Below are 12,437 nucleotides of genomic sequence, written 5' to 3'. Positions count from 1 at the left end.
ACTTATCACAATACATTCCTGTGTAACTAGTATATATTGGTTAATAAAAGAAAAATGAAATAATTGTTATGTATTGAAGTAAGCTCAATATAAGCGAATTTTTAATAATAGATTTGTGCTTTTTACGCATAATCGTGTTTTCAAAATAGAATATAAAGGTGAAATCATTTATGGGAAAAGTCATTTTAATTACAGGAGCAACAAGTGGTATTGGTTATAAAACAGCAGAATATTTAGCAGTACAGGGAAATATAGTTTATGGCGCTAGTCGTAGGATAGAAAGTCTTGAAAATATAAAACAGGTGAACCCATTAAAATTAGATTTAACAAATGAAGCTTCAATCAAAACGGCAATCGATACTATTATCGAAAACGAAGGAAGAATTGATGTACTCGTTAATAATGCCGGTTATGGTTAATATGGTGCAATCGAAGATGTCACAATTGAATAAGCGAAACGGCAATTTGAAGTAAATATATTTGGTTTAGCACTTATTACACAGCTAGTTTTACCACATATGAGAGCGCAAAAATCAGGACATATCATTAATATTTCATCTATGGGTAGATGACTTACAACTTATTTTGGCGCTTGGTATCATGCTACGAAATATGTATTAGAAGCCTTTAGCGATGCTTTACGAATGGAAGTAGAGGAATTCGGGATAGAAGTATCTATTATTGAACCAGGTGGGATTAAAACAGATTGGGGGATCATCGCTGCTGATAAATTAGCTGATTCTACAAAAGGCGGTGCCTATGAAGCTACTGCGATGAAAGTGACTCAAAGTATGAAAAAGCAATATCATTCTAATATGCTTTCAAATCCAATGGTAGTAACAAAAGCGAATTCAAAAGCAATAGACAGTAATAAACCTAAACCGCGTTATCTAACAGGATTTGCAGCTAAACCCCTTGAATTTTTACATGCTATATTGCCAACCAAAGTATTTGATAAAATGACGAAAGCTTCAAATTCAATATAACGAATCGTAATATAATCATTCGACAAATTGTATACTTAAGACACCTCGATAGTTCATTTAAGCGTGAAACTATGCTGAGGGTCTTATTTTTTTATACTTTTTCAACATTTTACAATGTATAAAGAATTGACACTTCTCATAGAAATGTTGATTGATATAATAAATGTAAGTATAATCTTTATTTAATAGAGTATGGAGGTAAGGTAAAATGGGTGTTCATCAATATTTTAAGAGACTTTCTGATTTAGAGAAATTAATTCGCTTACCAGGTAAATTTAAATATTTTGAACATAATGTTGCTGCTCACTCTTTTAAAGTTACCAAGATTGCACAATATTTAGCGACTGTAGAAGAATATCATGGTAATACTATTGATTGGAAAAGTTTATATGAAAAGGCACTGAATCATGATTTTGCCGAAGTGTTTACTGGTGACATTAAAACACCAGTGAAGTACGCTAAAACGGAATTGAAAATGTTGTTTTCTCAAGTTGAACAAGATATGGTGGACACGTTTATTAATGAAGAAATACCTGAACCTTATAAAGATATTTATCGAGAACGACTACAAGAGGGGAAAGATGATTCGTTAGAGGGTCAAATTTTATCAGTAGCAGACAAAATTGATTTATTGTATGAAACGTTCGGCGAAATACAGAAACGTAATCCCGAGGACTTATTCTTTGAAATTTATGAACACAGCTTGGAAACAATCATGCAATTTGATCACTTAAGTTCTGTTCAAGATTTCATAGAAAATGTCATACCTGAAATGCTAACTGAAAACTTCATTCCTCGAGCAGAATTGCGAGAAACTACAATGGCGATTTTAAATCGAAAAAATGGGTGAGATAAATGATTTGGTACGCTTTAGCTGCATTTTTTCCATGTGTATTAGTCGTGTTGTTTAGTGTCATAACTCGAAGTAAATGGGTGGGTGTTATTGTGACATTGATTTTGATAGCTGCTTCAATTTACAAAGGATTCTTTCATAATGAATGGATAATCTTTATCGATGTAGTATCCCTATTAGCTGGATATGTCATTATAGATAACCTTGAATTTCATAAGCATCAAGACTAAATACTATCAAACAGAGCTTTTGAATGTTACTGTAAGTTGATTTATAGTGTAAATGCACAATTTGTTCAGATGGAAGTAAAATTTAAAGCATATTTAAGAGCGGGCGCATTAAATTATATATGAATAGATCACACGCATTAGTGGAATATTAAATAATAATAAATGATTTTGAAAATACAAACGTAAGCGAACAAACGTTTGTATTTTTATTTATATATTTGATAAAATAGCCTTAAGTGAGAATACTTAACAAATAATAGGAAGTTATTAAGTGAATGAATTTATGATTTTCACTTAAAGAGGTCATTTAAATTATTTCAGTAGAATTTTTATTAAGAATAAAGATACAATTTAAAACAAATCATTGTTAAATTTTCATACATCATTTATTTACACTAAAGTTTTAAATAAATAGTTAAGAATGCTTAATTTAAGGAGGCGCTTATCAGAATGGTGGAACATTACCCGTTTAAATTGAATTCTGAGTTTGATCCACAAGGGGACCAACCACAAGCAATAGAGAAAATAGTCAAAGGTGTTAAAGAAGGAAAGCGTCATCAAACGCTTTTAGGTGCCACTGGTACAGGTAAGACATTTACAATGAGTAATGTTATTAAAGAAGTGGGGAAACCAACGCTCATCATTGCACACAATAAAACATTAGCGGGGCAACTGTATAGTGAGTTTAAGGAATTCTTTCCTGAAAATAGAGTAGAATACTTTGTTAGTTACTATGATTACTATCAACCAGAAGCCTATGTACCTTCAACAGACACGTTTATTGAGAAAGATGCCTCAATTAATGACGAAATTGACCAACTACGACATTCTGCCACAAGTGCATTATTTGAACGTGATGATGTCATTATCATTGCCAGTGTCAGCTGTATCTATGGTTTAGGTAATCCGGAAGAATATAAAGATTTAGTAGTAAGTGTTCGAGTTGGTATGGAAATGGATCGAAGTGAACTGCTTCGTAAACTCGTAGACGTACAATATTCTAGAAATGATATTGATTTCCAACGTGGTACATTTAGAGTACGTGGCGACGTGGTTGAAATTTTCCCAGCTTCACGTGAAGAAATGTGTATTCGTGTTGAATTTTTTGGCGATGAAATTGATCGTATTCGAGAAGTTAATTATTTAACGGGAGAAGTCATTCGTGAACGTGAACATTTCGCGATTTTCCCGGCGTCTCACTTCGTAACACGAGAAGAAAAAATGAAGATTGCCATAGAGCGTATTGAGAAGGAATTAGAAGAGCGATTAAAAGAATTAAAAGATGAGAATAAGCTATTAGAAGCACAACGTCTAGAGCAACGAACGAATTATGATTTAGAAATGATGAGAGAAATGGGATTCTGTTCGGGTATCGAGAACTATTCTGTACATCTAACGTTAAGACCTTTAGGTTCAACACCTTATACGTTACTAGATTATTTCGGTGATGACTGGTTAGTAATGATCGATGAGTCTCACGTTACATTGCCACAAATAAGAGGGATGTTTAACGGTGACCGTGCGCGTAAGCAAGTGCTAGTAGATCATGGTTTCCGATTACCTAGTGCGATGGATAACCGACCATTAAAATTTGAGGAGTTTGAACAAAAAACGAATCAGTTGGTATATGTATCAGCTACACCAGGACCTTATGAGATTGAACATACCGATGAAATGATTGAACAAATTATTCGTCCTACTGGTCTTTTAGATCCTAAAATTGACGTTCGACCAACTAAAAATCAAATTGATGATTTACTTAGTGAAATTCAAGAACGTATTGATAGAGATGAACGTGTCTTAGTCACAACGTTAACTAAAAAAATGAGTGAAGACTTAACGACATACATGAAAGAAGCGGGTATTAAAGTAAATTACCTACACTCAGAGATTAAAACGTTAGAACGTATTGAAATTATTCGTGACTTAAGAATGGGAACGTATGATGTTGTTGTCGGTATCAATCTATTAAGAGAGGGAATTGATATACCGGAAGTTTCATTAGTTGTTATTTTAGATGCAGATAAAGAAGGTTTCTTGCGCTCAAACCGCTCATTAATCCAAACGATAGGTCGTGCTGCACGAAATGAGAAAGGTGAAGTGATTATGTATGCCGATAAAATTACCGATTCAATGCAGTATGCGCTTGATGAAACGCAAAGACGTCGTGATATACAAATGGCACATAATGAAAAATATGGAATCACACCTAAAACAATTAATAAGAAAATTCATGATGTTATTAGTGCCACGGTTGATAATGATGAAACAAATGAAAAACAACAAACCGAATTACCTAAGAAAATGACTAAAAAAGAAAGACAAAAAACAATTGAAAATATAGAAAAGGAAATGAAAAAAGCAGCTAAAGATTTAGACTTTGAAAAAGCAACAGAACTAAGAGATATGTTATTTGAATTAAAATCAGAAGGGTGACATTTGAATGAAGGGACCAAGGATTGTAGTAAAGGGTGCACGTGCACATAACTTAAAAGACGTAGACATTGAAATTCCAAAAAATAAATTAATTGTTATGACAGGGTTATCTGGGTCAGGTAAATCATCTTTAGCATTCGATACAATTTATGCTGAAGGTCAAAGACGTTATGTAGAATCATTAAGTGCATACGCGCGTCAATTTTTGGGGCAAATGGATAAACCAGATGTTGATACGATAGAGGGATTATCACCAGCTATTTCAATTGACCAAAAGACGACAAGTAAAAATCCTCGCTCAACAGTAGCAACGGTAACGGAGATTTATGATTATATTCGTTTGTTATACGCACGAATAGGCAAGCCATATTGTCCTAATCATAATATTGAAATTGAATCTCAAACTGTGCAACAAATGGTTGATCGCATTTTAGAGCTTGAAGAACGCACTAAAATTCAAATTTTAGCGCCAGTTGTTTCTCATAGAAAAGGTAGTCATGAGAAACTTATCGCAGATATTGGTAAAAAAGGCTACGTACGTCTTAGAGTTGACGGCGATATTGTCGATGTCAATGAGGTTCCAGAATTAGATAAAAATAAAAACCATACTATCGAGGTAGTCGTAGACCGTTTGGTAGTTAAAGATGGTATTGAAACACGTTTAGCAGATTCAATTGAGACAGGTTTAGAATTAGCTGATGGCAACATTACTGTCGATGTAATTGATGGCGAGGACCTTAAATTTTCTGAGAATCATGCTTGCCCAATTTGCGGGTTCTCTATTGGTGAATTAGAACCTAGAATGTTTAGTTTCAATAGTCCGTTCGGTGCTTGTCCAACTTGTGATGGTTTAGGTCAAAGATTAACCGTCGATCTTGATTTGGTAGTTCCAGACCCTAATAAGACTCTAAATGAAGGTGCGATTGAACCATGGGAACCTACGAGCTCAGATTTTTACCCAACTTTATTAAAACGCGTATGCGAAGTATATAAAATTAATATGGATAAGCCATATAAAAAGTTGACTGATAGACAGAAAAACATATTAATGAATGGTTCAGGAGATAAAGAAATTGATTTTTCTTTCCACAGTCGTAACGGTGGGACACGTCATAGAAGAATGAAATTCGAGGGTGTTGTTCCCAATATTGACCGTCGTTATCATGAATCACCATCGGAATATACACGTGAAGTAATGAGTAAATACATGACTGAACTGCCTTGCGAAACTTGTTACGGTAAACGTTTAAGTAAAGAAGCGCTATCTGTTTACGTTGATGGATATAATATTGGAGAAGTAGTCGAATATTCTATCAAGAATGCATTAAATTACTATGAAAATATCGAGCTTTCAGAACAAGATAGAGCTATTGCAAATCAAATTTTAAAAGAAATCATTTCAAGATTGTCATTTTTAAATAATGTTGGATTAGAATATTTAACACTTAATCGTGCGTCAGGTACTCTTTCTGGTGGTGAAGCACAACGTATTCGATTAGCGACACAAATCGGTTCACGCTTAACAGGGGTACTTTATGTGCTTGACGAGCCCTCTATTGGTTTACACCAACGTGATAATGATCGTCTGATAAGCACCTTAAAAGAAATGCGAGATTTGGGCAATACACTTATTGTTGTTGAACATGATGATGATACTATGCGAGCAGCTGATTATCTCGTAGATGTCGGTCCTGGTGCAGGTAATCATGGTGGTGAAATCGTCTCTTGTGGCACACCAAGTAAAGTTATGAAAGATAAGAAATCTTTAACAGGACAATATTTAAGCGGTAAGAAACGTATCGACGTTCCTGAACATCGTCGAGAAGTAACTGATCGCAAAATTAGTATCAAAGGTGCACGAAGTAATAACTTAAAAGGTGTAGATGTAGATATTCCATTGTCTGTAATGACAGTTGTAACAGGTGTGTCTGGTTCAGGTAAAAGTTCACTAGTTAATGAAGTATTATATAAATCATTAGCTCAAAAAATAAATAAATCTAAAGTTAAACCGGGTGCCTTTGATAGCATTGAAGGTATTGATCAATTAGATAAAATTATTGATATTGACCAATCTCCTATCGGTAGAACGCCACGTTCTAATCCAGCCACTTATACTGGCGTATTTGATGATATACGTGATGTATTTGCTCAAACTAATGAAGCGAAAATTCGTGGTTATCAAAAAGGACGCTTTAGCTTTAATGTTAAAGGTGGACGTTGTGAAGCTTGTAAAGGTGATGGCATTATTAAAATTGAAATGCACTTTTTACCTGATGTGTATGTTCCATGCGAAGTTTGCGATGGGAAGCGCTATAACCGTGAAACATTAGAAGTGACTTATAAAGGTAAGAATATTGCTCAAGTGCTTGAAATGACAGTCGAAGAAGCAACGTATTTCTTTGAAAACATTCCTAAAATACATCGTAAATTACAAACACTTGTAGATGTTGGTTTAGGTTACATCACGCTTGGACAACAAGCTACAACTCTATCAGGAGGAGAAGCACAACGTGTTAAATTAGCATCTGAATTGCATAAACGTTCAACTGGTCGTTCCATCTATATTCTTGATGAACCTACAACTGGTTTGCATGTCGATGATATTAGTCGTTTGCTAAAAGTGCTTAATCGTCTAGTTGAGAACGGTGATACTGTTGTGATTATTGAACATAATCTAGATGTCATTAAAACAGCAGATCATATTATTGATCTAGGACCTGAAGGTGGCGATGGTGGTGGTACACTAGTTGCTACTGGTACACCAGAAGAGATTGCAAATGTAGAATCATCATACACAGGTAAATATTTAAAAACAGTACTTGAACGAGATAAAGTAGAATAAATTGAAATATAGATTTTGAAAATTAATAGTAATTTAAGGGATCATAGGCATCTCGCATTAAATGACTTAACTGAGAATACGCTCACATCGAGCTTTTCTCAGTTTTTTTAATAACATAACATTAAACCCAACAAAGGGAATTATAATAAGAAATTCAATAAGTGAGGTTAAGTGATTTAATACAAACTGTATGTTGTTCTCTTAATCATTTAAAAGCAATCTAAGGTGTATACGAAACAAATATAATAGGATTTCTTCTTTTTTATATTAATCTTGTCTTTATTTTTGATATGATAATAGGTGAATGAATTCAAGTGAAAATTTTGAGGTGAACTCATGTTAACGACAGAGAAATTAGTCAAATTACTTAAATTAGAATTGTTTACGGGTGAAAAAGGATTACATAAACCTATTAAAAATACGGATATTTCTAGACCAGGTCTAGAAATGGCTGGATATTTTTCACACTATGCTGCAGACCGCATTCAATTACTAGGTACTACAGAATTATCGTTTTATAATTTATTACCAGACGAGGAACGTCATGGACGTATGAGAAAATTATGTCGTCCTGAAACACCTGCAATTATTGTGACAAGAGGATTAGAACCTCCGCAAGAGCTGATTGAAGCCGCTCAAGAAATGGATACACCACTAATCGTATCAAAGGATGCAACTACAAGTTTAATGAGTCGATTAACGACATTCCTTGAACATGAATTAGCTAAGACAACATCATTACATGGTGTATTAGTCGATGTTTATGGTGTGGGTGTGTTAATCACTGGAGATTCTGGTATAGGTAAAAGTGAGACTGCACTTGAATTAGTGAAAAGAGGTCATCGACTCGTAGCTGATGATAACGTAGAAATTCGTGAAATAACTAAAGATGAATTAATAGGGACACCACCTAAATTAATTGAGCACTTATTAGAAATTAGGGGTCTCGGTATCATCAATGTCATGACATTATTTGGAGCGGGGTCAATCCTCACACAAAAACAAATTCGTCTTAACATTAACCTTGAAAATTGGGATAAAGATAAACTGTATGACCGAGTTGGATTGAATGAAGAAACATTACAAATTCTTGATACAGAAATCACTAAAAAAACAATTCCTGTAAGACCAGGACGAAATGTTGCAGTCATTATAGAAGTCGCAGCAATGAATTATCGTTTAAATATAATGGGGATTAATACAGCTGAAGAATTTAATCAACGTTTAAATGAAGAAATCTTAAAAAAAGGTCATCAAAGCAAGGAGAACTAAAACATGCTTTTTAATCTGAATTATATTGATCCTACTGCATTTAGCATAGGTCCGCTTTCAATAAAATGGTACGGTATCATTATTGCGGTAGGAATTCTTATTGGTTATTTCATAGCTCAAGAAAGCTTGAAATATGTTGATTTACATAAAGATACGCTTGTTGACGTCATCTTTTACAGTGCCATCTTTGGGTTCATCGTTGCACGTATTTACTTCGTGATTTTTCAATGGCCATATTACGCCCAAAACCCTATTGAAATTCCAATGATATGGCATGGTGGTATTGCAATACATGGTGGTCTTTTAGGTGGATTTATCACTGGTATTATTGTTTGTAAAATTAAAAATTTAAATCCATTTCAAATTGGTGACATTGTAGCACCAAGTATTATTTTAGCTCAAGGTATTGGACGTTGGGGTAACTTCATGAATCATGAAGCCCATGGCGGTCCAGTCTCAAGGACCTTTTTAGAAAATTTACATATTCCTGAGTTTATTATTCGTAATATGTATATTGAAGGGGTATACTACCATCCAACATTCTTATATGAATCTATATGGGATATTTTGGGATTCATCATTTTAATTACAATTAGAAAGCATCTTCGTGTAGGTGAAACATTCACACTCTATTTAATATGGTATTCAATTGGACGTTTCTTTGTAGAGGGATTAAGAACGGATAGTTTAATGCTGACAAGTCATATTAGAGTAGCGCAATTGGTATCAGTTATTTTAATTATAATTGGTTTGGTGATTTTAATTTATCGTCGCATTAAATATCAACCATCATTGTACAAAGAAGCAGGTCCGTTAACTTGGAATAGCTCTAAGGCGAAAGTGAAATCATGAGACGTTTAACTAAAGAAGGCCATCATAAGATTAATCCGCTATGGCGAATTTATAGTTTAGTACGTTTTTCAAAAGTATTCACCAATACATTGCTAATTGAATTATGTCGTTTTATACCAAATTTAAAATGGAAACGTTGGATATACATTCATCTATTGAATATGACCATTGGACAACATACTGCTATTGCCTATAAAGTAATGCCTGATCTCTTTTATCCGCAACTCATTACAATTGGCAATAATTCTGTAATTGGTTATAATACAACAATATTAACGCACGAAGTATTAGTGGATGAATATCGCTATGGCCCAGTGTACATTGGTGACCATACATTAATCGGTGCAAATTCGACCATTCTACCAGGTGTACATATTGGTAATCATGTAGTCGTTAAAGCTGGAACAGTTGTATCAAAAGATATACCAGATTATGCTATTGCATATGGCAATCCTATGCAAATACATCATAAATAAAGAGAGGTGACAAAGAATGGCGCAAAACAATGACAATATTATCTCGATGAAATTTGATGAACCATTTTATCGTAAAATGGCTGATCAAAAATATAAAATGCAAGATTTTAATAAGGCAGTAGAATACTATAAAAAAGTGCTTGATTTGTCACCACAAGATTTTGATATTAAATTAAAGTATGCTTATTGCTTAAACAAACTTAATTTAGGTAGACGAGCTGAGCATTTGTTTTATGACAGCATTATTGAAGGTAATCATGTTGCCGACAGTTACTACCAACTTAGTCAATTAAACATTGACCTTAATGAGCCAAACAAGGCCTTCTTGTTTGGTATTAATTATGTGATTTTAACTGATGATACTGACTTTAGAGAAGAATTAGAAAAAACATTCGAAGTGTCTTATATGAGTGAAGATAAAATTCAGCTCGAAGCACAACTTTTCTCAACGCAATTACTATTCCAATATTTATTTTCTCAAGGAAGATTACAAGATGCACGTAAATATATTTTGAATCAAGATGAGAAAATTCAAGAACATAGAGTCATTCGAAACTTATTAGCAATGTGCTATTTGTATTTAAGTGAATATGATATTGCTAAAGACATGTTTGAAGCGTTATTGGCAGAAGATAATTCAGATGTACATGCACTATGTCACTATACATTGCTACTTTACAATACGAATGAAAAAGATAAGTACCACAAGTATCTTAAAATATTAAGTAAAGTAGTACCAATGAATGATGATGAAAGTTTTAAATTAGGCATAGTACTAAGCTATTTAAAACAGTACGATGCATCTCAACAAATATTATTACCACTATACAAAAAAGGTAAATTTGCCTCAATTCAAATGTTTAATGCATTGAGCTTTAATTATTATTACCTCGGAAATAAAGAACAGAGTAAAGTGTTTTGGGAGAAGTTACTGCAAATTTCTAAAGTTGATGTGGGCTACGCACCATGGGTACTTGAAGAGAGTAAACAAACATTTGATCAAAAAATATTACCACTGTTATTAGATGATGATAGCCATTATAGACTTTATGGTGTGTTTTTATTAAATCAATTAAATGGTAAAGAAATATTAATGACTCAAGAGATTTGGTCTATTTTAGAAACAATGAATGACTATGAAAAACTTTACCTTACTTATTTAGTACAGGGACTGCATTTAAATAAATTAGATTTCATTCACAAAGGTTTAGTGAGTTTATATGAAATGGACGACATACAGAAAGATACGGAATTATTTATAAGTTGGATTGATAAAGGTGAAGGGTTAATTGCGAACGATGTTGATTTTAATGAAGTTGACAGATATGTAGCTGCACATGCTTATCTATATCATCGTTATTATCATAGTCATATGACTAAAAAGAAAATTATGGAATTGTTTAATGTATCGCGTTATAAGTTAGATAACGCAATTGATCAATTGTTGAGCATATAAATTTAAAGATTTCAAATATTAATATATAATGCGCATGATATTAAAAACGTAGGAGGCATAAAAATGACTGAAGTAAATTATGATGTTGCAATTATCGGTGCTGGACCAGCCGGTATGACTGCGGCAGTTTATGCATCACGTGCAAATTTAAGCACAGTAATGATTGAACGAGGCATGCCTGGTGGACAAATGGCAAATACAGAGGAAGTAGAGAACTTCCCAGGATTCGAAATGATTACTGGTCCAGATTTATCAACTAAAATGTTCGAACACGCTAAAAAATTCGGTGCTGAATATCAATATGGAGATATTAAATCTATTGAAGATAAAGGTGACTATAAAGAAATTAATTTAGGCAATAAAGAGATAACAGCTCGTGCGGTAATTATTTCAACTGGTGCTGAATATAAAAAAATTGGTGTCCCTGGTGAACAAGAACTAGGTGGACGCGGTGTAAGTTATTGTGCAGTATGTGATGGTGCATTCTTCAAAAATAAAAACCTATTTGTAATAGGTGGCGGGGATTCTGCAGTTGAAGAAGGTGCATTCCTAACTAAATTCGCAGATAAAGTTACAATTGTACACAGAAGAGATGAATTAAGAGCACAAAAAATCTTGCAAGATCGTGCGTTTAAAAATGACAAAATCGATTTTATATGGAGTCATACTTTAAAATCTATTAATGAAAAAGATGGAAAAGTAGGTTCTGTAACACTTGTTTCTACCAAAGATGCCTCTGAAGAAACTTTAGATGCAGATGGGGTATTCATCTACATTGGTATGAAACCATTAACAGCACCATTTGTGAATCTAGGAATTACGAATGATATGGGCTATATTGTAACTGAAGATAATATGAGTACGAAAGTGCCAGGTATATTTGCGGCTGGTGATGTTAGAGATAAAGGTTTACGTCAAATTGTAACAGCTACTGGTGATGGTAGTATAGCAGCACAAAGTGCTATTGATTACATTGAAGAATTAAAAGATAAGCAAGAAGCATAAATAAGATTAGGCTAGAGCATGCAATCACT

9 protein-coding genes and 1 pseudogene are annotated in these 12,437 nt (G+C 33.5%); all 10 read left to right on the top strand.

The window, feature by feature from the left end:
- The first annotated feature begins 170 nt into the window (after positions 1-170).
- The 10 genes and pseudogenes from HMPREF3134_RS07010 to trxB all read left to right on the top strand — a co-directional run bounded on the left by HMPREF3134_RS07010 (position 171) and on the right by trxB (position 12,408).
- Positions 171-986, top strand: a pseudogene (locus tag HMPREF3134_RS07010) (oxidoreductase).
- Between the two features lie 208 nt (positions 987-1,194).
- Complete coding sequence (locus HMPREF3134_RS07005; protein WP_011276397.1) at positions 1,195-1,836, top strand: YfbR-like 5'-deoxynucleotidase; 642 nt, start codon at positions 1,195-1,197, stop codon at positions 1,834-1,836.
- 5 nt (positions 1,837-1,841) lie between these two features.
- Positions 1,842-2,069, top strand: coding sequence for a CsbA family protein (locus HMPREF3134_RS07000; RefSeq protein WP_011276396.1), 228 nt, complete (start codon positions 1,842-1,844; stop codon positions 2,067-2,069).
- Positions 2,070-2,519: 450 nt separating this feature from the next.
- A complete protein-coding gene (uvrB, locus tag HMPREF3134_RS06995) occupies positions 2,520-4,505 on the top strand; it encodes an excinuclease ABC subunit UvrB (RefSeq protein ID WP_070441758.1) in 1,986 nt (661 codons plus the stop codon).
- A 7-nt stretch (positions 4,506-4,512) separates the two neighbouring features.
- Positions 4,513-7,347 carry an excinuclease ABC subunit UvrA gene (gene uvrA, locus HMPREF3134_RS06990; protein WP_070441755.1) on the top strand — a complete coding sequence of 945 codons (2,835 nt, stop codon included), beginning with the start codon at positions 4,513-4,515 and terminating at the stop codon, positions 7,345-7,347.
- Positions 7,348-7,683: 336 nt separating this feature from the next.
- Positions 7,684-8,619 (top strand): HPr(Ser) kinase/phosphatase, encoded by a 936-nt coding sequence (gene hprK, locus HMPREF3134_RS06985; RefSeq protein ID WP_070441752.1) that lies wholly within the window; start codon positions 7,684-7,686, stop codon positions 8,617-8,619.
- Positions 8,620-8,622: 3 nt separating this feature from the next.
- Positions 8,623-9,471, top strand: coding sequence for a prolipoprotein diacylglyceryl transferase (lgt, locus tag HMPREF3134_RS06980; protein WP_070441749.1), 849 nt, complete (start codon positions 8,623-8,625; stop codon positions 9,469-9,471).
- Complete coding sequence (locus HMPREF3134_RS06975; RefSeq protein WP_011276391.1) at positions 9,468-9,947, top strand: acyltransferase; 480 nt, start codon at positions 9,468-9,470, stop codon at positions 9,945-9,947. The genes lgt and HMPREF3134_RS06975 overlap by 4 nt, the downstream gene beginning before the upstream one ends.
- Positions 9,948-9,963: 16 nt before the next feature.
- Positions 9,964-11,403 carry a tetratricopeptide repeat protein gene (locus HMPREF3134_RS06970; protein WP_011276390.1) on the top strand — a complete coding sequence of 480 codons (1,440 nt, stop codon included), beginning with the start codon at positions 9,964-9,966 and terminating at the stop codon, positions 11,401-11,403.
- 63 nt (positions 11,404-11,466) lie between these two features.
- Positions 11,467-12,408 (top strand): thioredoxin-disulfide reductase, encoded by a 942-nt coding sequence (gene trxB / locus HMPREF3134_RS06965; RefSeq protein ID WP_011276389.1) that lies wholly within the window; start codon positions 11,467-11,469, stop codon positions 12,406-12,408.
- Positions 12,409-12,437: the final 29 nt, after the last annotated feature.

Origin of the sequence: Staphylococcus sp. HMSC14D10 (assembly GCF_001808125.1) — a bacterium.
Lineage (GTDB): Bacteria > Bacillota > Bacilli > Staphylococcales > Staphylococcaceae > Staphylococcus > Staphylococcus haemolyticus.
The sequence above is the reverse complement of the archived record's forward strand: the minus strand, read 5'-3'. Positions and strand labels throughout refer to the sequence as shown.

Bases quoted from the DNA above. Each gene is read 5' to 3' on its own strand.
- HMPREF3134_RS07005 (WP_011276397.1), top strand. From the start codon at position 1,195: ATGGGTGTTCATCAATATTTTAAGAGACTTTCTGATTTAGAGAAATTA.
- HMPREF3134_RS07000 (WP_011276396.1), top strand. From the start codon at position 1,842: ATGATTTGGTACGCTTTAGCTGCATTTTTTCCATGTGTATTAGTCGTG.
- uvrB (WP_070441758.1), top strand. From the start codon at position 2,520: ATGGTGGAACATTACCCGTTTAAATTGAATTCTGAGTTTGATCCACAA.
- uvrA (WP_070441755.1), top strand. From the start codon at position 4,513: ATGAAGGGACCAAGGATTGTAGTAAAGGGTGCACGTGCACATAACTTA.
- hprK (WP_070441752.1), top strand. From the start codon at position 7,684: ATGTTAACGACAGAGAAATTAGTCAAATTACTTAAATTAGAATTGTTT.
- lgt (WP_070441749.1), top strand. From the start codon at position 8,623: ATGCTTTTTAATCTGAATTATATTGATCCTACTGCATTTAGCATAGGT.
- HMPREF3134_RS06975 (WP_011276391.1), top strand. From the start codon at position 9,468: ATGAGACGTTTAACTAAAGAAGGCCATCATAAGATTAATCCGCTATGG.
- HMPREF3134_RS06970 (WP_011276390.1), top strand. From the start codon at position 9,964: ATGGCGCAAAACAATGACAATATTATCTCGATGAAATTTGATGAACCA.
- trxB (WP_011276389.1), top strand. From the start codon at position 11,467: ATGACTGAAGTAAATTATGATGTTGCAATTATCGGTGCTGGACCAGCC.